This window comes from Pseudomonas sp. Sample_11 (assembly GCF_004307505.1).
Taxonomy (GTDB): Bacteria; Pseudomonadota; Gammaproteobacteria; order Pseudomonadales; family Pseudomonadaceae; genus Aquipseudomonas; species Aquipseudomonas atacamensis.
Genome location: NZ_RCOD01000021.1, coordinates 23,730 through 45,832, shown reverse-complemented (window position 1 = coordinate 45,832; position 22,103 = coordinate 23,730). Strand labels below are relative to the sequence as shown.

The following is a 22,103-nucleotide window of genomic DNA, read 5'->3' as shown; positions in this document are numbered from 1 at the left end:
AGCCGATGCACCGGGTTATTCCCGGTTGCACCTTGGCGGCGAATGCTATGCAACAAAGCAAATAAGGTGCAACCAGTTTCGCGAGAATTAGTTGCACCCAGTCGAATTAATCGACGATCGCCCCGTTTTTGCTCCCTTTTGTGGCAGTCATGGCTCTTTGCTAGAAGCAAAAGCACCAAGCAGGAGCAGCACTTTCGTACCAGAAATTATTTCCTGACGAGCTGCGTATTATTCCGGCAAAAAAAGGGTTGCACCCGGTTGCACCTCATTCAACGCACGGCTAATCTTGCGGCCAGCTGATGCCACGCAACTGTGGCAACCATGAGGATAAAAATATGGCTACCACCACCCTTGGGGTCAAACTCGATGACCCGACCCGCGAGCGCCTGAAGGCTGCCGCAACCTCGATTGATCGCACGCCGCACTGGCTGATCAAGCAGGCAATTTTCAATTACCTGGAAAAACTCGAGGGTGGTGCAACCCTGACCGAGTTGAACGGTTTGACCGCCAAAGACGCCGATGACGCAGGCGAAGTGCAGACCGATCACGCTCACCAATGCTTCCTCGAATTCGCTGAAAGCATCCTGCCGCAATCGGTTCTGCGTGCTTCGATCACCGCCGCCTACCGCCGCCCTGAGCCGGAAGTGGTGCCGATGCTGATCGAGCAGGCGCGCCTGCCGGCACCGATGGCCGAAGCCACCAACAAACTCGCCGCGACCATCGCCGAAAAACTGCGTAACCAGAAAAGTGCCGGCGGTCGTGCGGGCATTGTTCAGGGTCTGTTGCAGGAATTCTCCCTGTCGTCCCAGGAAGGCGTGGCGCTGATGTGCCTGGCCGAAGCGCTGCTGCGCATCCCGGACAAAGGCACCCGCGATGCGCTGATCCGCGACAAGATCAGCACCGGCAACTGGCATCCGCACCTGGGCAACAGCCCTTCGCTGTTCGTCAACGCTGCGACCTGGGGCCTGCTGCTGACTGGCAAGCTGGTTTCCACCCACAACGAAGCCGGCCTGACCTCGTCGCTGAGCCGCATCATCGGCAAGAGCGGCGAGCCGATGATCCGCAAGGGCGTCGACATGGCCATGCGCCTGATGGGCGAGCAGTTTGTCACCGGCGAAACCATCGCCGAAGCACTGGCCAATGCGAGCAAGTTCGAAGCCAAGGGCTTCCGCTATTCCTACGACATGCTCGGTGAAGCGGCACTCACCGAAGTCGACGCGCAGAAATACCTGGCGTCGTACGAACAAGCGATCCATTCGATCGGCAAAGCGTCCCACGGCCGTGGGATTTATGAAGGCCCGGGCATTTCCATCAAGCTCTCGGCACTGCACCCGCGCTACAGCCGTGCGCAGTACGAGCGGGTGATGGACGAGCTGTACCCGCGTCTGCTGTCGCTGACCCTGCTGGCCAAGCAATACGACATCGGCCTGAATATCGACGCCGAAGAAGCCGACCGCCTCGAGCTGTCGCTGGATCTGCTCGAGCGTCTGTGCTTCGAGCCGCAACTGACCGGCTGGAACGGCATCGGTTTCGTCATCCAGGCTTACCAGAAGCGTTGCCCGTACGTGATCGACTACGTGATTGATCTGGCTCGCCGCAGCCGTCATCGCCTGATGATCCGCCTGGTGAAAGGCGCGTACTGGGACAGCGAAATCAAGCGCGCCCAGGTCGAAGGTCTGGAAGGCTATCCGGTCTACACCCGCAAGGTGTACACCGACGTTTCCTACATTGCTTGCGCACGCAAACTGCTGTCGGTGCCGGAAGTCATCTACCCGCAATTCGCCACGCACAACGCCCACACCCTGTCGGCCATTTACCACATCGCCGGTCAGAACTATTACCCGGGCCAGTACGAATTCCAGTGCCTGCACGGCATGGGCGAACCGCTCTACGAGCAGGTTGTCGGCAAGGTTTCCGAGGGCAAGCTGAACCGTCCGTGCCGCGTGTACGCACCGGTCGGCACTCACGAAACCCTGCTGGCTTACCTCGTACGTCGCTTGCTGGAAAACGGCGCGAACACTTCGTTCGTCAACCGCATCGCCGACCAGTCGATTTCGATTCAGGAACTGGTGGCCGATCCGGTGGCACAGATCGAGCAGATGGCCACCGTGGAAGGCGGTTTCGGCCTGCCGCACCCGCGCATTCCGCTGCCGCGTGATCTGTACGGTGCCGAGCGCGCCAACTCCAGCGGCATCGACATGGCTAACGAACATCGTCTGGCCTCGCTGTCCTGCGCCCTGCTCGCCACTGCACACAACGACTGGAAAGCCGCGCCGATGCTCGGTTGCGCCTCCAGCAACGAAACGCCGGTTGCCGTTCTGAACCCGTCCGATCACCGCGATGTGGTCGGTCACGTTCAAGAAGCTACCGTCGAAGACGTCGACAACGCCATTCAATGCGCGCTGAACGCCGCGCCGATCTGGCAGGCCACCCCGCCGGCCGAACGTGCTGCGATCCTGGAACGTGCCGCTGACTTGATGGAAGGCGAGATCCAGCCGCTGATGGGCCTGTTGGCTCGCGAAGCCGGCAAGACCTACGCCAACGCCATCGCCGAAGTCCGCGAAGCCGTCGACTTCCTGCGTTACTACGCAGTGCAGGCGCGCAACGATTTCAGCAATGACGCCCACCGCCCACTCGGTCCGGTGGTGTGCATCAGCCCGTGGAACTTCCCGCTGGCAATCTTCAGCGGCCAGGTCGCTGCGGCATTGGCCGCCGGTAACCCGGTACTGGCCAAACCGGCCGAGCAGACTCCGCTGGTCGCCGCTCAAGCCGTGCGCCTGATGCTCGAAGCCGGCATCCCGGAAGGCGTGCTGCAACTGCTGCCGGGCCGTGGTGAAACCGTCGGCGCCGGTCTGGTCGGTGACGAACGCGTCAAAGGCGTGATGTTCACCGGTTCCACCGAAGTCGCGCGCTTGCTGCAACGCAACATCGCTGGCCGTCTCGACAGTCAGGGCCGTCCGATTCCGCTGATCGCCGAAACCGGTGGCCAGAACGCGATGATCGTCGATTCCTCGGCACTGACTGAACAAGTGGTGATCGACGTGGTGTCGTCGGCCTTCGACAGCGCCGGCCAGCGTTGCTCGGCACTGCGCGTGCTGTGCCTGCAGGAAGATTCCGCCGATCGCGTCATCGAAATGCTCAAAGGTGCCATGGCTGAAAGCCGTCTCGGCAACCCCGAGCGTCTGTCCGTGGACATCGGCCCGGTGATCGACGCCGAAGCCAAGGCCGGCATCGACAAGCACATCCAAGGCATGCGCGACAAAGGTCGCAATGTTTACCAGGTGGCGATTGCCGACAGCGAAGAGGTCAAGCGCGGCACCTTCGTCATGCCGACCCTGATCGAGCTGGAAAGCTTCGACGAACTGCAACGCGAAATCTTCGGCCCGGTACTGCACGTGGTGCGCTACAAGCGCAAAGAGCTGGACCAACTGATCGGCCAGATCAACGCCTCCGGTTACGGCCTGACGCTGGGCGTGCACACGCGCATCGACGAGACCATCGCCAAGGTGATCGACAACGTCAACGCCGGTAACGTCTACGTCAACCGCAACATCGTCGGTGCCGTGGTCGGCGTGCAGCCATTCGGCGGCGAAGGCCTCTCGGGTACTGGCCCGAAAGCCGGCGGCCCGCTGTATCTGTACCGCCTGCTGTCGACGCGCCCTAGCGACGCAATCGAGCAATCCTTCGCTCGCGGTGACGCCATCGTCGCCCCGGACGTGCGCTTGCGCGATGCCATGAGCCAATCGTTGAACGCGCTGAAAGCCTGGGCCGACAACAACAAGTTCGCCGACCTGAGCACCCTGTGCGTGCAATACGCAGCGCAATCGCAGAGCGGCATCACCCGCGTGCTGGCTGGCCCGACCGGCGAGAAAAACAGCTACGCGATCCTGCCGCGCGAGCACGTGCTGTGCCTGGCGGAAGTTGAAGGTGATCTGCTGACGCAACTGGCGGCGGTGCTGGCAGTGGGCGGTTCGGCAGTGTGGCCGGAAACCGAGCTGAGCAAGGCGTTGTTCGCCCGTCTGCCGAAGGCAGTCCAGGCGCGGATCAAGCGTGTTGCCGACTGGAACAAGGACGAAGTGGTGTTCGATGCCGTGCTGCATCACGGCCACTCCGACCAGTTGCGCGGCGTCTGCCAGCAGATCGCCCAGCGTGGCGGCGCGATCGTTGGCGTTCAGGGCCTGTCTCAGGGCGAGACCAACATTGCCCTGGAGCGTCTGGTGATCGAACGGGCATTGAGCGTCAACACCGCTGCGGCGGGGGGTAATGCCAGCTTGATGACGATCGGATAAAAGCAGCTACAAGCTGCAAGCTGCAAGCTGCAAGCTGCAAGTAGAAGCCAACTGCTCTTACTTGCAGCTTGAAGCTTGAAGCTTGCGGCTTGTGCCGCCCCATCACCCTTATCTATCTTCCTTCCCCATTTTTATGGGCCTACCTAGACTGCGGCATACTTTCTTTAAGGTAGGCCGCCATGTCCGAGACGCTGCTCAGTTCCCGCAATCTGGCTTTCGAGCTGTACGAAGTCCTCGATGCCGAGGGCCTGACCCGGCGCGAGCGCTTTGCCGAGCACAATCGCGAGACCTTCGACGCCGCAATCGGCACCGCGCGCAACATCGCCGAAAAGTATTTCGCCCCGCACAACCGCAAGGGCGATGAAAACGAGCCGCGCTATGAAGATGGCCAGGCCATTCTGATTCCCGAAGTGAAACCGGCGGTGGATGCCTTTCTCGAGGCCGGCTTCCTCAACGCCGCACGCAGCTTCGAGGCCGGCGGCATGCAATTGCCGACCCTGCTGTCGCAAGCCTGCTTCGCGCACTTTCAGTCCGCCAACGCAGCATCGACCTCATACCCGTTCCTGACCATGGGCGCGGCCAATCTGATCGAGAGCTTTGGCAGCGAAGAGCAGAAACAGCGCTTCCTGCAACCTATGATCGACGGACGTTTCTTCGGCACCATGGCCCTGACCGAGCCGCATGCCGGTTCGTCACTGTCGGATATCCGCACCCGCGCCGAGCCTGCATCCGACGGCACCTATCGCCTGAAGGGCAACAAGATTTTCATTTCCGGCGGCGATCATCCGCTGTCGGAAAACATCGTGCACATGGTTCTGGCCAAACTGCCCGACGCCCCGCCGGGGGTGAAAGGTATTTCGCTGTTTATCGTGCCGAAGTTTCTGGTCAACGACGACGGCAGCCTCGGCCAGCGCAACGATGTGCTGCTCGCCGGCTTGTTTCACAAGATGGGCTGGCGCGGCACCACATCGACGGCGCTTAACTTCGGCGATAACGGCGAGTGCGTCGGCTATCTGGTAGGCAAACCGCACCATGGTTTGAGCTACATGTTCCAGATGATGAACGAAGCACGAATCGGCGTCGGCATGGGCGCGGTGATGCTCGGCTATGCCGGTTACCTGTATTCACTGGAGTATGCGCGTGAGCGGCCGCAGGGTCGCGTACCGGACAGCAAGGATCCGACGACGGCGCCGGTGGCGATCATTCAGCACGCCGATGTCAGACGCATGTTGCTGACGCAGAAATCCTACGTCGAAGGGGCTTTTGACCTCGGCCTGTATGCCGCGCGTTTGTTCGATGACACCACCACGCTGGAAACCGAAACCGAACGCAAACAGGCTCATGAGCTGTTGGACCTGCTGACGCCGATCGTCAAATCCTGGCCTTCGGAGTTCTGCCTCAAAGCCAACGAACTGGCGATCCAGATTCTTGGCGGCCACGGCTACACCCGTGAGTACCCCGTGGAGCAGTACTACCGCGACAACCGCCTGAACCCGATCCACGAAGGCACCCACGGCATCCAGTCGCTGGATTTGCTTGGGCGCAAACTGGCGCAGAACGGTGGCGCCGGTCTCAAGCAGCTGATTCGATTGATCGCCAACACGGCCGAACGTGCCACTGCGTACGATTCGTTGACCACCCTGCGCGAACCGCTGGAAAAACTCGTTGCCCGCCTGCAAACAGTGACCATCGGCCTGCTCACCGATCTGGCCCAAGGCAAGGTCAACAGCAGCCTGGCGAACTCGGCGCTGTACCTGAAAGTGTTCGGTCACGCAGTGATCGGCTGGCGCTGGCTGGAGCAGGCGATCCGCGCCGAGGAAGGCCTGGCCAAAGGGAATGCGGCGGATGTCAACTTCTATAAGGGCAAGTTGCAGGCGGCGCGGTATTTCCTGACATGGGAAGTGCCGGGTTGCCAGCATGAGCTGGACTTGCTGGAGGCGCGGGATGATACGTGTCTGGCGATGCAGGACGCGTGGTTCTAAAAGCAAAAGATCGCAGCCTTCGGCAGCTCCTACAGGAAACGCATTCCAATGTAGGAGCTGCCGAAGGCTGCGATCTTTTGATCTTGATCCTTTAGCTCAACTTGAACCCACCCATCTGCCGCGCCAGATCATCCGCCAGTTTCTGCAACATCTGGCAGTCTTCGCGACAAGCCCTGACCTCCCCCGCCGTCGCCCGTGCCAGATCGGAAATCCCCTGCACGTTGCGGTTGATCTCTTCAGTCACCGCGGACTGCTCTTCGGTTGCCGTCGCCACCTGATGGTTCATATCGCTGATGCGCTCGACCTGGCCGGTGATCGCCGTCAGCGACGCACCGGTGCGCTGGCTCGATTCAACCCCGGTGCCGGTCGCGGATTGGCCGGTGCGCATCGAAGACACGGCGTTCTCCGCGCCTTGCTTGAGGCTGCCGATCATCAGCTGGATCTCATCGGTCGAGGCCTGGGTCCTGCGCGCGAGGGTGCGCACTTCATCGGCGACCACCGCGAAGCCACGGCCCATGTCGCCAGCGCGGGCGGCTTCGATGGCGGCGTTGAGTGCCAGCAGATTGGTCTGTTCGGAAACGCCACGAATCACCGCCAGCACCGAATCGATCGACGCCACTTGCTGCGCCAGCTCACCCACCGCCCCTGCCGCCACGCCGATCTCATCGGACATGCTTTCGATATGACGGATCGAGCCACCGACCACTTCCCGTGCCTGCAACGCCTCATCGCGCGCGGTTTGCGAGGCAAGCGCGGCGTTGCCAGCGTTCTGCGCGATTTCCTGCACGGTCAGGCCCATTTCGTGGACGGCGGTGGCTACCATGTCGGTCATTTCCTGCTGCCGGCCGGAACGCTCGGCGGTGTTGTCCACCACCGTCGCCACTTGCCCCACGGCCGTGCGCAGGCGCTCGCTGGTGGTCAGCACTTCACCGATCATCGCGCGCTGGCTGTCGAGGAAACGGTTGAAGCCGCGCGCGAGGTCGCCCAGCTCATCGGCACGGCTGGAATCTAACCGGTGAGTCAAATCTCCACCACCGCTACCGATGGCCACCAGCGCCCGTGTTACTTGTCGAATCGGTCGTACCAGCCCCTGCGCCAGCCACACCACCAACGCCAGGCAGACCAGCGCCACCACCAGACCGATGCCGCCACTCATCCACATCGCTTTCCGTGCTTCGGCGTAGATCTGCGACTGCGGCACTTCGGCCACCAGCGTCCAGCCGAGATCGCGCAGCGGCAGGCTGAAGGCGAGGAAGTCTTCACCGTCGCGCTGGAAGCTACTGTTGACCGCCTCCTTGTGCCCCATCAGCGCTTGCGCCGCATTGGCGCCGATCTGCTCGGTCAAGGTGCGTTTACCGCTGAACTGCGCCTCAGGATGGACCTGAATCAAACCGTCGGAACGCACGAGATAGACCTTGCCGCGTTCACCGAAACTGAAGTTGTGGATCAGCTCCGACAGCTCTTTCATGCTCAGCCCCAGCCCGGCGACACCGACGACTTTGCCGGCCTGCTCGACCTTCAGATCGATGAACAAGGCCAGCTCGCCCGTGGCGCCGTCGTTGTCGATATTCAGCGTGCGCGGCTGATTGCTGTCGAGAAAGGAATAGAACCAGGCGTCGGCCGGTTTCGCGCGACTGAGGGTGCGGTCCAGGCCTTTTTCAGTGATGTAGTGATTGGATTCGGTGCCGATAATCAGCGCAGTGAAGGCCTTGTGTTCGGCGCGGATGCCTTCCAGATACTGCGCGAAGAGCGCAGTTTTGCTGCTGTCCTCGCCTGTCGCCAGCCAGTCACGCACCATGGTGTTGCTGGCGATGTCCTTGGCGGCGGTGAGCGGCTGCACGAGGATGCGTTCGATATCGTTGCGCGTCGCTTCGATACTCGACGGCAGCGCTTGTTCGACCAGATAGCTCTGGGCGAGGCGGTTGACCACCAGGGTATAAATGCCAACCACAATCACGATGCTGATCAGCAGGGCCGCGCCCATGCCGAGAATCAACTGCCACTGAATACTGCGTCGCCACCACTGCATGGAGCACCCCCAAGGAATAAGTGGCCGAAACACTGCAACAGCCGTGCCGATTGTATACATGCCAACCGACAATCTATTCCCTGGTTGTGCGCAACCTCATCAGCCCTGACTGATGGTCTTGGCAATCGTCTCGACCGTGGCGCTGACTTGCTCTTGATAACGCTCGAGTTCTTCTTTGTGCTGCTTTTTCATTTCGATCTGCTGCGAGCATAGATTCATCGCCGCGAGCACCAGCAAACGGTCGCCGATCAGCGTCGGGTATTTGCGCTTGGTGTCTTCCAGCGCTGCCTTGAGCATCATCGCCGCGTCCAGCAGGGTCTGTTCTTCCCCGGCCGGTGCCTTGATCGAATAGTCCTCGCCGAGAATGGAGATGACTTTTACCCCTGCTGTGCCGTGGTTCATGCGCTGACAGGACCGGCATTGACGCGATCAACCAGCGCCTGAATGCGCGCGGCGGTGGCGCCGTGTTTTTCTTCCTGTTCCATCAGGTTCAGTTGCAGGTTTTCGTTTTCATCCTTGGCCTGGGCCAGTTCCGTGGACAGGGTCTGGTTGGTCTGCAGCAAGGTCTGGTTCTGTTGCACCAGGTCGCTGACGAGCTGTTCCAATTGGCTGAGGGATGCTTCCAACATTTTGATCTTCCAAGCGTTTTTCAAAGGGCGCGTACGATAAAGAAAAGTCACCACGGATGCCAGGGTTAAACCGGCGCAAGGCCTTGATTTTCCTGGGTGGCGAAGCTTCTCGCGAGTTTAAAAGACTGTGATTGATCGATCTGGTTCCTGCACTTCGTCGCTCAAGCCTGTCTGCGACAAATACGCACACCACCTCAAGACTTTAGTCGTATGACCGATAAGTCACCCATACAGCAGTCTCAGCCCGCATGGATGCGGCCCTTTTCGGTATCCGCCCATGTCCCTTCGCAATATGAATATCGCCCCACGGGCGTTCACCGGCTTCGCCCTGATCGGCGGCCTGATGTTGATCCTCGGCGTGTTTGCGCTGAACCAGATGAGCAAGATCCGCGCGGCCGGCGAAGACATCGCTACCGCCAGCGTGCCGTCGATCAAGGCTCTGGACGAATTCACCCAACTGACCCTGCGCCTGCGCGTGCTGTCCTATCGTTTGCTGATCAATCGCGAACCCGACGTGCAGCAGAAAACCATCGAACTGTTCGACCTGCGCAATCGCCAGATCGCCGATGCGCAACGCGCATACGAGCCACTGATCGAAGGCCCGCAGGAGCGTGCGGCGTACGATCAGTACGTGCAGTTGCTGGCGCAGTACCGTCAGCTTGAAGAGCGCATGAAAACCCTGTCGCGCAACAACCAGATCGCCGAGTTGCAACAGATGCTCAACAGCGATTTGCTGAGCAATTCGGAAGCGGTGAACACCGCGCTGGCGCGCTTGCTGGAGATCAACACCCAGCAGATCGCCGAGACTGATCAGGGTGCGAAGGATCAGTACTCGCTGTCGTTCAATCTGGTGGTGACCCTGCTGGTGATCGCCAGCGGCCTGACCCTGCTGTTCGCCTGGTTGCTGACCGTGAGCATTACCAAGCCGATTTCCAAGGCACTCGAGGCGGCGGAAACGATCGCCGAAGGCAACCTGACCCAGCCGATCCATGTCGATGGCCAAGATGAAGCCGGGCGCCTGCTGGCGGCGATGGCGAAGATGCAATCGAAGCTGCGCGACACCCTGCAGCGCATCTCCGGTTCGGCCACACAGCTTGCGTCTGCTGCGGAAGAGCTGAACAGCGTCACCGATGAAAGTGCTCGCGGCCTGACCCAGCAGAACAACGAAATCGAGCAGGCCGCCACTGCGGTCAATGAGATGACCAGCGCCGTCGAAGAAGTCGCGCGCAACGCGGTCAGCACTTCGGAAGCCTCGAAAAACGCCACCACTTCGGCGGGCGACGGCCGTGATCTGGTGCAGGAAACCGTCAGCGCCATCGAACGCATGAGCGCCGATGTGCAGAGCACCGCGTCCTTGATCGGCGACCTGGCCAATGAATCCCGCGACATCGGCAAGGTGCTCGACGTGATTCGTGGCCTCGCCGATCAGACCAACCTGCTGGCATTGAACGCAGCAATCGAAGCGGCCCGTGCCGGTGAGGCCGGTCGTGGTTTTGCCGTGGTGGCCGACGAAGTGCGCGCCCTGGCCCATCGCACCCAGCAGTCGACCAGCGAAATCGAACGCATGATCGGCAGCATCCAGAGCGGCACCGAACACGCCGTGGATTCGATGCGCAACAGCACCGAGCGCGCCGAATCGACCTTGAATATCGCCCGTGGCGCCGGGATGTCGCTGGACACCATCAACAGCGCCATCGTCGAAATCAACGAGCGCAACCTGGTCATCGCCAGCGCTGCCGAAGAGCAGGCGCAGGTGGCGCGGGAAGTCGATCGCAACCTGGTCAATATCCGCGATCTGTCGGTGCAGTCGGCAACCGGCGCCAATCAGACCAGCGCGGCGAGCAATGAGCTGTCGCGCCTGGCGCTGGATTTGAACAACATGGTTGGGCGGTTCAGCCTGTAACACTCCTCGCTGGAGCTTCCCCTGTGGTGAGGGGATTTATCCCCGTTGGGTGGCGAAGCCGCCCCAAAAGCAGCGTATGCGGTTCCCTTTAAGGATCCGCGTACAGCGGTTTTACGACGGCTGCGCCGCCGAACGGGGATGAATCCCCTCGCCACAGTCATCACTCGCCGCATTTCCAGAGTGATTCTGCACAAAAGCTTTTTGACAGCATCACATTTCAACAGGTTAGAATCGCTGGCACGCAGACTGCATGGTCAGTTTGTGCCTCGTCTTTACGCTTCCGGAGTACTGCCTTTGAATGCGACGACCATCAACAGCCTGTTCTTGATCGGCGCGTTGCTGGTAGGCGCAAGCATTCTTGTCAGTTCTCTTTCTTCACGTCTCGGCATTCCGATTCTGGTCATCATTCTCGCGGTCGGCATGGCGGCCGGGGTCGATGGTGGCGGGATCATTTTCGATAACTACCCGACGGCCTATCTGGTCGGCAACCTCGCCCTGGCAGTGATCCTGCTCGACGGCGGCTTGCGTACGCGAGTGTCGAGTTTCCGCGTGGCGTTATGGCCGGCGCTGTCGCTGGCCACGGTCGGGGTGTTGATCACCACCGGGCTGACCGGCATGGCCGCTGCGTGGCTGTTCGACCTCAATCTGATTCAGGGCCTGCTGATCGGCGCCATCGTCGGCTCGACCGACGCCGCTGCGGTGTTCTCGCTGCTCGGCGGTAAAGGCCTCAACGAACGGGTCAGCGCCAGTCTGGAAATCGAATCCGGCAGCAACGACCCGATGGCGGTGTTTCTCACCGTGACCCTGATCGACATGCTCGCCAGCGGCGAAACCGGCCTGCACTGGAGCCTGCTGACCCACCTGATCCGCGAGTTCGGCATCGGTGGCGTGATCGGTCTGGGCGGCGGCTGGGTGATGCTGCAACTGGTCAACCGCATCAATCTCGCCGCCGGGCTCTATCCGATCCTGATCATTGCTGGCGGTCTGGTGGTGTTCGCGCTGACCAACGCCTTGCACGGCAGTGGTTTCCTCGCCGTGTACCTGTGCGGTCTGGTGATCGGCAACCGCCCGGTGCGTAGCCGCCACGGCATTCTGCACATGCTCGACGGCATGGCCTGGCTGGCGCAGATCGGCATGTTCCTGGTGCTGGGCCTGCTGGTCACGCCCCACGATCTGCTGCCGATCGCCCTGCCCGCCCTCGGTCTGGCGCTGTGGATGATTCTGTTCGCGCGGCCGCTGTCGGTGATGGTCGGCCTGCTGCCGTTCAAGGCCTTTCACGGTCGCGAAAAAGCCTTTATTTCCTGGGTCGGCCTGCGCGGCGCGGTGCCGATCATTCTCGCGGTATTCCCGCTGATGGCCGGGCTGCCGCAAGCGCAGTTGTATTTCAATCTGGCGTTCTTCATCGTGTTGGTGTCGCTGCTGGTGCAGGGCACGAGCCTGCCGTGGGTGGCCAAGCTGCTCAAGGTGACGGTGCCGCCGGAACCCGCGCCGATTTCCCGGGCGGCACTGGAAGTGCACGTCACCAGCGAGTGGGAACTGTTCGTTTACAAGCTCGGCGCGGAGAAATGGTGCATCGGTTCGCCCCTGCGTGAGCTGAAAATGCCCGAAGGCACACGCATCGCGGCGCTGTTTCGTGGTCAGCAACTGCTCCATCCGTCGGGTAGTACGGTGCTGGAAGTCGATGATTTGCTGTGTGTTATTGGCCATGAACACAACTTGCCGGCCCTCGGCAAACTGTTCAGCCAGGCACCGCAACGCGGCCTCGATCTGCGTTTCTTCGGCGACTTCGTGCTCGAAGGAGACGCCCAGCTTAAAGCGGTTGCAGCGCTGTATGGCTTGCCGGCCGAAGGCATCGATCCGGACATGACTCTGGGCGCGTTCATCGCGCAAAAAGTCGGGGGTGCCCCCATCGTCGGCGACCAGGTGGAGTGGAACAACACCCACTGGACGGTGGCGGTCATGGACGGGAACAAGATCGGCAAAGTGGGCGTCAGATTCCCCGAAGGAAGTCGCCCGGGCCCCGGACTCTTCCTCTAAACTGCTCCCACTCTCACTTGCTTGACCGGTCTCTATGCCTACCCTGCGCTCCTTTTTCGCCGCGGCCCTGCTGGGCCTCAGTCTTGTCGTCGGCCCGCTGCATGCTGCCGAACCACCGTCCAGCGATGCCGTGCAGGCCAGCCTCGACAAGCTGGCCGACAGCAAACTGCCGGACGCCGACAAGAAGACCCTGCAGACCGTGCTGCAGAACACCCTCAATCAGCTGAACAACCAGCGTGATTACGAGCAGAAACTGATCGATCTCAAGCGTCAGCTGGCCAACGCGCCGAAGCAGACGATTGAAAATACCCGCGAACTCAGCCGCCTCAAGGCCACCGCACCGGTGCCGGTCGCGCAGCGTTTTCCGAAGGAGTCGATTCAGCAACTGGAGCAGATCCTTACCGATCGCTCGACCCAGCAGAGCGATCTGCAAAAAGCCCTGGCCGAAGCCAACAGCCTGATCATCACCGCGCAGACTCGCCCCGAGCGCGCTCAGGCGGAGATTTCCGCCAGCCAGACGCGCATCCAGCAGATCAACACCATCCTCAAATCCGGCAAGGACACCGGCAAAACGGTCACCGCCGAACAGCGCGACCAGTTGAACGCCGAACTCGCCGCACTCAATGCGCTGATTCCACTGCGCCGCCAGGAACTGGCCGGCAACACCCAGTTGCAGGATCTGGGCAATGCCCAGCACGATTTGCTCTCGGAGAAATCCGATCGCCTCGACCGCGAGATCCAGGAACTGCAAACCCTGATCAACCAGAAACGTCTGGCGCAGTCGCAGGAAACCGTTACCCAGCAATCGATCGAAGCGCAGAAGGCCGGCGGCAGCAGCCTGCTGGCGAGCGAGAGCGCGACCAACCTCAAGCTTTCCGACTATTTGCTCAAGAGCACCGACCGTCTCAACGAAGTCACGCAGCAGAACCTGCAGACCAAACAGCAACTCGACACCCTGACCCAGAGCGATTCGGCGCTGGACGAGCAAATCAACGTGCTCAAGGGCAGCCTGCTGCTGTCGAAAATCCTCTATAAACAGAAGCAGGCGCTGCCGCACTTGAAGGTCGACCGCGACCTCGCCGACCAGATTGCCGATATTCGCCTGTATCAGTTTGATGTCAGCCAGCAGCGGGAGCTGCTGAGCAACCCGGCGACCTACGTCGACAATCTGCTGGCCACGCAGCCGCCGGAGCAGGTCACCCCGCAGTTGCGCAAGAGCCTGCTCGATCTGGCCAACACCCGCGCTGATCTGCTCGAGCGGCTGAACCGCGAGTTGAGCGCGATGCTCAACGAATCGATCACCCTGCAGCTCAACCAGAAACAATTGCTGAGCACCGCGCAAAGCCTGCGCGCGACCCTCGACGAACAGATGTTCTGGATCCCCAGCAACAAACCGCTGGACGTGGAATGGATGCGCGGTGTGCCCGAGCGCCTGGAGCGGCAGGTCAACACCCTGCCCTGGGCGTCGAGCCTGAGCGAACTGACTGACGGCCTGACCCAGCGCCCGCTGCTGTTCCTGCCATTGGCGCTGCTGATCGGCGCCCTGTTGTGGCGACGCAAGGCGCTGTACGGAAGACTCAACAAGGTTCACCAGGACATCGGCCACTTCAAGCGCGACAGCCAGTGGCACACGCCGCAGGCGATTCTGATCAACATCCTGTTGGCAATGCCGGTGGCGCTGGGTCTGGCGCTGTGCGGCCTGGCCCTGCAGATCGACGCGCGCGGGCAGAACGCCAATATGGGCGCGGCGCTGTTGCAGATGGGCCAGGCCTGGCTGGTGTTCTACACCGCATACCGGATTCTTGCGCCGGGTGGCGTGGCGGAATTGCACTTCCGCTGGGAAAAACCGCAAGTCGAGTTCCTTCAGGGCTGGGTGCGTCGACTCGGCCTGGTAGTAATGGCGCTGGTCGCCGTGGTAGCCGTCGCCGAGCTGCAACCAGCGGCGCTGGCCGATGACGTGCTCGGCATGCCGGTGGTGCTGACCTGCTACGCCTTGATGGCGTGGCTGCTCAGTCGCCTGCTGATCAGCAGCCCGACGCACCAGAACGCTTCGCTGTTCCGCAAAGCCGTTGGGGTGATGTTCACCCTGCTGCCGATCGCGCTGTTTGTCGCGGTGTGCTTCGGCTACTACTACACCGCGCTGAAACTCAGCGACCGCTTGATCAATACCCTGTACCTGCTGATGTTCTGGCTGGTGATCGAGGCCACCTTCGTGCGTGGCCTGAGCGTTGCCGCGCGGCGTCTGGCTTACCAGCGCGCGCTGGCCAAACGGCAGGCGGCGAAAGAGGCTGGCGACGGCGAAGCGGTGATCGAAGAGCCGACCCTGGACATCGAAAAGGTCAACGAACAGTCCCTGCGCCTGATCCGCCTGGCCCTGCTCGGCGGTTTCATCGCGGCGCTGTACTGGGTCTGGTCGGACCTGATTTCGGTGTTCTCGTATCTGGACAACATCACCCTTTACGAATACACCAGCGGCACCGGCGCCAACATGAGCATGGTGCCGATCAGCATCGGCGACATGCTCGGCGCGCTGATCATCATCGGCATCACCTTCGCGCTGGCGCGCAACTTGCCCGGCCTGCTCGAAGTGTTCGTGCTGTCCAAGCTCAATCTGGCCCAGGGCAGCGCTTATGCAACAACCACGCTGCTGTCCTACGTGATTGCCGGCGTTGGTTTCGTCACCACCCTGTCGACCCTCGGCGTCAGTTGGGACAAGTTGCAGTGGCTGGTGGCGGCGCTGTCGGTGGGCCTCGGTTTCGGTATGCAGGAGATCTTCGCCAACTTCATCTCCGGCATCATGATCCTCTTCGAACGCCCGGTGCGAATCGGCGACACCATCACCATCGGCAACCTCTCGGGCACGGTGAGCAAGATCCGCATCCGCGCCACGACCATCACGGATTTTGACCGCAAGGACATCATTGTCCCGAACAAGACGTTCATCACCGGGCAACTGATCAACTGGTCGCTGACCGACACCATCACCCGCGTCACGCTGAAACTCGGCGTCGATTACGGTTCGGATCTGGACCTGGTCAAGGAACTGCTGCTCAAAGCGGCCCGGGAGAACCCGCGTGTGCTCAAAGAACCTGAGCCGCACGTGTACTTCCTCAACTTCGGCGAAAGTACCCTCGACCACGAACTGCGCATGCATGTGCGCGATCTCGGTGACCGCAACCCGGTGCTGGATGAGGTCAACCGCTTCATCAATCGCGAGTTCAAGAAGCAGCACATCAACATCTCGTTCCGGCAGATGGAGGTTTATCTGAAGAACCTGCACGGCCAGGAATACAAGATGGTGCCTGTGGAACCCGAGAACAAAACCATCGTGCCGATCGTCGACGGGCAGAAACCGTCGCAGGAACCGCCACCGAGCAAACTCGACTAACCGACATGGTCCCAGCAGAATGCTCGGACATTCTGCTGGAGCCGGCCCGTGAAAGCCCTCGACGAACTGACTTTCGACAACCGCTTTGCCCGCCTGGGCGACGCGTTCTCCGCGCACGTGCTGCCCGAACCGATCGACAATCCGCGTCTGGTGGTCGCCAGCCCGGCCGCTCTGGCCTTGCTTGATCTCGATGCGGCCAGCGCCGAAACCGAAGAATTCGCGCAACTGTTTGGCGGCCACAAGCTGTGGGCCGACGCCGAGCCACGGGCGATGGTGTATTCCGGCCATCAGTTCGGCGGTTATACCCCGCAACTGGGCGACGGGCGCGGCCTGCTGCTGGGCGAGGTGTACAACAACGCCGGCGAGCATTGGGACCTGCACCTCAAGGGCGCCGGACAGACGCCCTTTTCGCGCATGGGCGATGGCCGCGCGGTGCTGCGCTCATCAATTCGCGAGTTTCTCGCTTCCGAAGCGCTGTACGCGCTGAACATCCCGTCTTCACGGGCCGCCTGCGTGATTGGCTCCGACACGCCGGTCTGGCGGGAAAAGCAGGAACGCGCGGCGATGGTGCTGCGTCTGGCGCCGAGCCATATCCGCTTCGGCCACTTCGAATATTTCTACTACACCAAGCGCCCCGAGCAGCAGAAACAGCTCGGTGAGCATGTGCTGGCGATGCATTTCCCCGAATGCCTCGAACAACCTGAACCGTATCTGGCGATGTTTCGCGAGATCGTCGAGCGCAACGCCGAGCTGATCGCCAAGTGGCAGGCTTATGGCTTCTGCCACGGCGTAATGAATACCGACAACATGTCGATCCTCGGCATCACCTTCGACTTCGGCCCGTTCGCCTTCCTCGATGACTTCGACGCGCATTTCATCTGCAATCACTCCGATGATCAGGGCCGCTACTCGTTCAGCAATCAGGTGCCGGTGGGCCAGTGGAACCTCAGCGCCCTCGCCCAGGCACTGACGCCGTTCATCAGCGTCGAGGCCCTGCGGGAAACCCTCGGCTTGTACCTGCCGCTGTTCCAGGCGCACTACCTCGACCTGATGCGCCGCCGCTTCGGCTTCACCACCGCCGAGGACGACGATCAGCAACTGCTGGAAAACCTGCTGCAACTGATGCAGAACAGCGGCGTCGACTACACGCTGTTCTTCCGCCGCCTCGGTGAAGAGTCAGCCGAACAGGCCATCGCCCGCCTGCGCGACGATTTTGTCGATATCAAAGGTTTCGATGCCTGGGGCGAACGCTACGTCGCCCGGGTCGGCCGCGACGGCAATGCCGATCAGGCACAACGCCGCGCACGGATGCATGCCGTCAATCCGCTGTACATCCTGCGCAATTATCTGGCGCAAAAGGCTATTGATGCGGCGGAACAAGGGGATTATGCCGAGGTACGCCGACTGCATGCGGTGCTGAGCAGACCGTTCGATGAGCAGCCGGGAATGGAAAGTTACGCCGAGCGACCGCCGGAGTGGGGAAAGCATTTGGAGATCAGTTGTTCTTCGTAGGCGCTTCAGCTTAGCGGGTCGATTGCACTGATTACACGGTCGACGATGTCAGACATTGTCACGTCATCCAGTCGCTCGATGAATTTGGCCGTGCCGTCTCGTACCCGTTGTTCTATGTCAAAACTGCGAACCTGATTACACACCGCTACACCATTGGTTTCGTGGCCAGTAATGGCGACCGCCAAACCCATATTCCGGCTGAAATTCCCACCGCCAGTAACAGGCACCGTCATGCTCACGCCCAATGCGTTGATCTCTCTGGGCGTGATCACCACAAAGCGATGTCTGTTCATCATCTCCCGCCCCGCCACTGGGTTTGGATCAATCCAGTAAACGTCACCCCGCTGAGGGGGCTGTCGGCGCACCATCAACCCAGCTCCCGGCCGACAGAATCACCTTCAAGGGTCTCGCTAGTCTGGGCGTTAAGTTTCTGCAATTCTTCTGCGCCTTCGAGTAGCTCTGACAAACTATAACGCTTACGCGTAGCGGCTACGGCTGGACGAGCAATCAGTTCGCCATCGACCACATTCAGCTCTAGCTGTGCGCCAACCTCCAGATGCAACAACTTTAAAAGCGTGGGCGGAATCGTAATGACGGCAGCGCCGCCTTGGCGGCGTATCTTGGAAGTTACGGACATTATGTCGCTCCGATTTGATGCATAGGAATCATCGACTCCTGGATTAGTGCAACAAAAGTAGCACGCAGATAAAGACAAAGCGATCTTCTCACGACAAGCGTAAAACGCCGAATTGGTCTTCAGACTAGCCATCGATCCCGGAACGGTTTTGAGAAAAATGTGAGCAGTTGCGACATTGATAAGTTGGCAGATCGACTCCAAATCAGTTCTATAGACTGCCTATCAGAGAACCAATCATGACCACCCCACTCCTCATCCCCTGCCCCTCCTGCAACGGCCTCAACCGCATCCCCGCCGAGCGCCTGGCTGACCAGCCCAAATGCGGGCGCTGCAAGTCTGCGGTGCTGTTGAGCAAACCCTTCGAACTCAAACAAGGCGATTACGCCAGTCAGATCAAGGGCGATCTGCCGTTACTGGTGGATGTCTGGGCGGACTGGTGCGGGCCGTGCAAGTCGTTCGCGCCGGTGTTTGAGCAGGCTGCGGCGCAGTTGGCGGGCAAGTGTCGGCTGGCCAAGCTCGACAGCGAGGCGAACCAGCAGTTGTCGGCGCAGTTGGGGATTCGCTCGATTCCGAGTCTGATTCTGTTTAAAAACGGCAGGGAAGTGGCGCGGCAGAGCGGTGCGTTGCCATTGCCGCAGTTGATGGCGTGGCTGCGTAGCCAAGGCATCTGACCCAACACAGACCACCCTGTGGGAGCGAGCCTGCTCGCGAAGGCGGTCGATCATTCAGCGCCGATTTTGAATGTGCCGGCCTCTTCGCGAGCTGGCTCGCTCCCACAGGATTTGCGTGTGAGTGGGAAATCAGTGGTCTTCCAGCAGATTGTGTAGTTCCACAAACTGCTGGGTCAGCTTGTGCCGTGGATCGAGGTGGATCAGCGGCATGCTGGCCTGGTGTGACTCGCGCATGCGCACCGAACTGCTCAGGTACACCGGCAATACCGGCAAGCCTTCGGCGATCAACTCGTCGAGAATCTGCTGCGGCAGGCTGGCCCGCGCCTGAAACTGATTGACCACGATACCTTCGACTTCCAACCCTTCGTTGTGGTCGTCCTTCAATTCCTCGATCTCGGCGATCAGTCCGTACAGGGCCTGACGTGAAAAGCTGTCGCAGTCAAAGGGAATCAACACGCGATCCGCGGCAATCAGCGCCGATACCGCATAAAAATTCAGTGCCGGCGGGGTATCCAGATAAATCCGGTCGTAGTCCTCGGACAATTCGTCGAGCAACTTGCGCAGCTTGTTGATCTTGTGTTTCGCCTCGAGCTTGGGCTGCAGGTCGGCCAGCTCGGCGGTGGCAGTAATGATGTGCAGGTTATCGAACGGGGTTTCGTAGATGTCCGCCTGATTCTTTTTCGAGAACGGCCCGGACGACAGCGTCTGTTTGAAGAAATCGGCGATGCCCATCGGGATATCGTCGCCGGTGAGCCCGGTCAGATACTGAGTGGAATTGGCCTGGGCATCGAGGTCGACCAACAACGTGCGATAACCCTCGCTGGCGCTGACCGCCGCCAGATTGCAGGCGATGCTGGATTTGCCCACGCCACCTTTCTGATTGAACACCACGCGCCGCATGACCAAACCTCCGTGTATCAAAGAATGACCGAGTGTAGTTGGCGGTGACTGCGCTTCGCTACCTTCACCGACATGGACTACGTCGTCAGGTGTAAAAATCGACGCCCAGGCATGGAAAAAACCGCCAGCCATCCCAGAGACACCTGACAGACACGCCGCGTCAAATCTGGATAATGGCCAAGTGATAGCCATGCAGCGAACCGCTCGGTACATTTTGTTGGGCAAAATGTAACCAACATTTGCTACACACCCGTCGCACCGGGATAATGCGCGCCACCCGGCGCCCTGCGCCAAGCCAAGCCTGCTGCGGCGCTGGCGACTCAACGCGTCAACGAAAGCCCGCAGGGGCGGGATGAATGTCCGTGATCAACTTCAACATCGCCCAATGGCGCGCGTGGGCCCCGGGGCTCGACAGCGTGGACGCCTGGCAGGCCTGGAGCCGACAACCGGTCGTGCTGCAGAGCAGTGATGCCGCGCCCGATGTGTCGTTTCTGCCGGCCATGCAACGCCGTCGCCTCAGCCGCCTGGCGCGGATGGCCTTCAGCGTTGGCTGGCCGCTGGCCGAAGGCCGGGACCATCTGCCGCTGGTGTTCGTCTCGCGGCACGGCGAAACCCCACGCACGTTTGAAATCCTCCGCGATCTGGCCACCGAACAGCCCTTGTCGCCGACCCAATTCAGCCTTTCAGTGCATAACGCGATCATCGGTTTGTGGTCGATCATGCGCGGTGAAACCAGCGAAATGACCGCCCTCGCGGCGGCTGGCGATGGCCTTGAACACGGCATGCTCGAAGCGGCGGCATTGCTTGATGAAGGCGCCCCGGCGGTGCTGCTGGTGATCACCGAAGAACAACCGCCCGAGGCGTACTCGCAATGGGTCGATGACGTGCCGTTCCCTTACGCGCTGGGTTTATTGCTCACACCCGGTACCGACTGGCGGCTGACCCTGAACAGCAGCACCGAAACCCGGTCCAAGGCGCACTGGCCGCACGCGCTCAACCTGCTGCGAACCCTGCTCGGCCAGCAAACTGACTGCCAACATGCGTGGAAAAATCGTGTATGGACCTGGCATCGCAACCCGTGACCGCCAAACACCGCGACGCCTACTACTGGCGCCTGCTGGCCACTGCTGCGAGCTTCGCCTTGTTCGGGCTCGGCGGGCTGTGTCTGCGCCTGCTGGTATTTCCGCTGCTCGGCTGCCTGCCCGGTGACGCGCTGGTCCATCGCCTGCGCGCGCGGCGTACGGTCAGTCGCTTGTTCTGGTTTTTCGTGCGTTTCATGGCCCGCACCGGCGTGCTCACTTACGACATCGAGGGTGCCGAGCGCCTCGGTCGGCCAGGGCAGATGATCATCGCCAACCACCCGTCGCTGATCGATGTGGTGTTTCTCATCGGTCTGGTGCGCCACGCCAATTGCGTAGTGAAGAAAACCCTCTGGGAAAACCCGTTCACCCGTGGCCCGCTGCGCCGTACCGAGTACATCAGCAACGACGGCAGCATGGATATGCTCGACGCAGCCGCGCAGTCGTTGCAGGACGGCCAGACCCTGATCATCTTCCCCGAAGGCACGCGCACCCAGCCGGGGCAGGCGCCGGCCTTTCATCGGGGCGCGGCGGCGATTGCCCTGCGCGGTGCGAAAATCGTTACCCCGGTGATCATCAAGGTCAGCCCGACCACCCTGACCAAAGCCGAGCCGTGGTATCGCATCCCCCATCGCCGCGTGCACTTCAGTTTTCGCGTGGGGGCCGATATAGACCCACAGACCTTCGCCGCGCAAGGCCCCGCACCGCAGGCCTCGCGCAAGCTCAACGATTATTTGCATGACTATTTCATTAAGGAGCTCGCCGCAGATGAGCGATCAGAACACCGCTAGCCTGATGCGTGACATCAAACTGCTGATCATCGACGCCTTGGGCCTCGAAGACATCAGCCCCGAGGACATCGGCGACGAGCAGACATTGTTCGGCGAAGGCCTCGGCCTGGACTCCGTGGACGCGCTCGAACTGGGCCTGGCGATCCAGAAAAAATACGGCATCAAGATCGACGCCGATGCCAAAGACACCCGCAACCATTTCACCGACGTGGCCAGCCTTGCGGCATTCGTCACGGCAAAACAGGCAGCTTGAGAC

The 22,103-nt window shown here is 60.9% G+C and carries 16 protein-coding genes; 10 read left to right on the top strand and 6 right to left on the bottom strand.

Annotated elements, in window-relative coordinates:
• Positions 1 to 335: 335 nt before the first annotated feature.
• Positions 336 to 4,289, top strand: coding sequence for a trifunctional transcriptional regulator/proline dehydrogenase/L-glutamate gamma-semialdehyde dehydrogenase (gene putA / locus D8U60_RS04535; RefSeq protein WP_130899564.1), 3,954 nt, complete (start codon positions 336 to 338; stop codon positions 4,287 to 4,289).
• 179 nt (positions 4,290 to 4,468) lie between these two features.
• Positions 4,469 to 6,271 (top strand): acyl-CoA dehydrogenase, encoded by a 1,803-nt coding sequence (locus D8U60_RS04530; protein WP_130899563.1) that lies wholly within the window; start codon positions 4,469 to 4,471, stop codon positions 6,269 to 6,271.
• Between the two features lie 91 nt (positions 6,272 to 6,362).
• Here the strand turns inward: D8U60_RS04530 and D8U60_RS04525 are convergent, their stop codons facing one another.
• The 3 genes from D8U60_RS04525 to D8U60_RS04515 form a co-directional block, all read right to left on the bottom strand.
• On the bottom strand, positions 6,363 to 8,300 hold the full coding sequence (locus tag D8U60_RS04525; protein WP_130899562.1) for a methyl-accepting chemotaxis protein: 1,938 nt from the start codon (positions 8,298 to 8,300) through the stop codon (positions 6,363 to 6,365).
• 99 nt (positions 8,301 to 8,399) lie between these two features.
• The gene (locus D8U60_RS04520) at positions 8,400 to 8,702 is read right to left on the bottom strand and encodes a cell division protein ZapA (RefSeq protein WP_039756738.1); all 303 of its coding nucleotides are present in this window, start codon (positions 8,700 to 8,702) and stop codon (positions 8,400 to 8,402) included.
• Complete coding sequence (locus tag D8U60_RS04515) at positions 8,699 to 8,929, bottom strand: hypothetical protein (RefSeq protein ID WP_016772015.1); 231 nt, start codon at positions 8,927 to 8,929, stop codon at positions 8,699 to 8,701. Before D8U60_RS04515 ends, D8U60_RS04520 begins: the two co-directional genes overlap by 4 nt.
• Positions 8,930 to 9,206: 277 nt before the next feature.
• Between D8U60_RS04515 and D8U60_RS04510 the strand changes: the two genes are divergently transcribed.
• From D8U60_RS04510 to selO, 4 genes are all read left to right on the top strand, one after another.
• On the top strand, positions 9,207 to 10,832 hold the full coding sequence (locus D8U60_RS04510) for a methyl-accepting chemotaxis protein (protein WP_122611047.1): 1,626 nt from the start codon (positions 9,207 to 9,209) through the stop codon (positions 10,830 to 10,832).
• Positions 10,833 to 11,126: 294 nt separating this feature from the next.
• Entirely contained in the window at positions 11,127 to 12,869 is a 1,743-nt protein-coding gene (locus D8U60_RS04505; protein WP_024011302.1) for a potassium/proton antiporter, read from the top strand.
• 34 nt (positions 12,870 to 12,903) lie between these two features.
• The gene (gene mscK, locus D8U60_RS04500) at positions 12,904 to 16,257 is read left to right on the top strand and encodes a mechanosensitive channel MscK (RefSeq protein ID WP_130899561.1); all 3,354 of its coding nucleotides are present in this window, start codon (positions 12,904 to 12,906) and stop codon (positions 16,255 to 16,257) included.
• A 48-nt stretch (positions 16,258 to 16,305) separates the two neighbouring features.
• A complete protein-coding gene (gene selO, locus D8U60_RS04495; RefSeq protein WP_130899560.1) occupies positions 16,306 to 17,769 on the top strand; it encodes a protein adenylyltransferase SelO in 1,464 nt (487 codons plus the stop codon).
• A gap of 5 nt (positions 17,770 to 17,774) precedes the next feature.
• Here selO and D8U60_RS04490 read toward each other — a convergent pair whose 3' ends face one another.
• On the bottom strand, positions 17,775 to 18,137 hold the full coding sequence (locus D8U60_RS04490) for a type II toxin-antitoxin system PemK/MazF family toxin (protein ID WP_122881224.1): 363 nt from the start codon (positions 18,135 to 18,137) through the stop codon (positions 17,775 to 17,777).
• Positions 18,137 to 18,406 carry a hypothetical protein gene (locus tag D8U60_RS04485; protein ID WP_008077592.1) on the bottom strand — a complete coding sequence of 90 codons (270 nt, stop codon included), beginning with the start codon at positions 18,404 to 18,406 and terminating at the stop codon, positions 18,137 to 18,139. Before D8U60_RS04485 ends, D8U60_RS04490 begins: the two co-directional genes overlap by 1 nt.
• A gap of 236 nt (positions 18,407 to 18,642) precedes the next feature.
• Here D8U60_RS04485 and trxC point away from each other — a divergent pair, with 236 nt between their 5' ends.
• Positions 18,643 to 19,077 (top strand): thioredoxin TrxC, encoded by a 435-nt coding sequence (gene trxC / locus D8U60_RS04480; RefSeq protein ID WP_122611051.1) that lies wholly within the window; start codon positions 18,643 to 18,645, stop codon positions 19,075 to 19,077.
• Positions 19,078 to 19,206: 129 nt separating this feature from the next.
• Here trxC and D8U60_RS04475 read toward each other — a convergent pair whose 3' ends face one another.
• The gene (locus D8U60_RS04475) at positions 19,207 to 19,977 is read right to left on the bottom strand and encodes a ParA family protein (protein WP_016772022.1); all 771 of its coding nucleotides are present in this window, start codon (positions 19,975 to 19,977) and stop codon (positions 19,207 to 19,209) included.
• A gap of 356 nt (positions 19,978 to 20,333) precedes the next feature.
• Here D8U60_RS04475 and D8U60_RS04470 point away from each other — a divergent pair, with 356 nt between their 5' ends.
• Genes D8U60_RS04470 through D8U60_RS04460 form a run of 3 tightly spaced genes read left to right on the top strand, consistent with a single transcriptional unit; the run spans position 20,334 to position 22,100 of the window.
• Positions 20,334 to 21,059: a beta-ketoacyl synthase chain length factor gene (locus tag D8U60_RS04470; RefSeq protein ID WP_130899559.1), complete on the top strand. Its 726-nt coding sequence runs from the start codon at positions 20,334 to 20,336 to the stop codon at positions 21,057 to 21,059.
• Positions 21,035 to 21,847: a lysophospholipid acyltransferase family protein gene (locus D8U60_RS04465; RefSeq protein WP_016772024.1), complete on the top strand. Its 813-nt coding sequence runs from the start codon at positions 21,035 to 21,037 to the stop codon at positions 21,845 to 21,847. Before D8U60_RS04470 ends, D8U60_RS04465 begins: the two co-directional genes overlap by 25 nt.
• Positions 21,825 to 22,100, top strand: coding sequence for a phosphopantetheine-binding protein (locus D8U60_RS04460; RefSeq protein ID WP_122699832.1), 276 nt, complete (start codon positions 21,825 to 21,827; stop codon positions 22,098 to 22,100). Before D8U60_RS04465 ends, D8U60_RS04460 begins: the two co-directional genes overlap by 23 nt.
• Positions 22,101 to 22,103: the final 3 nt, after the last annotated feature.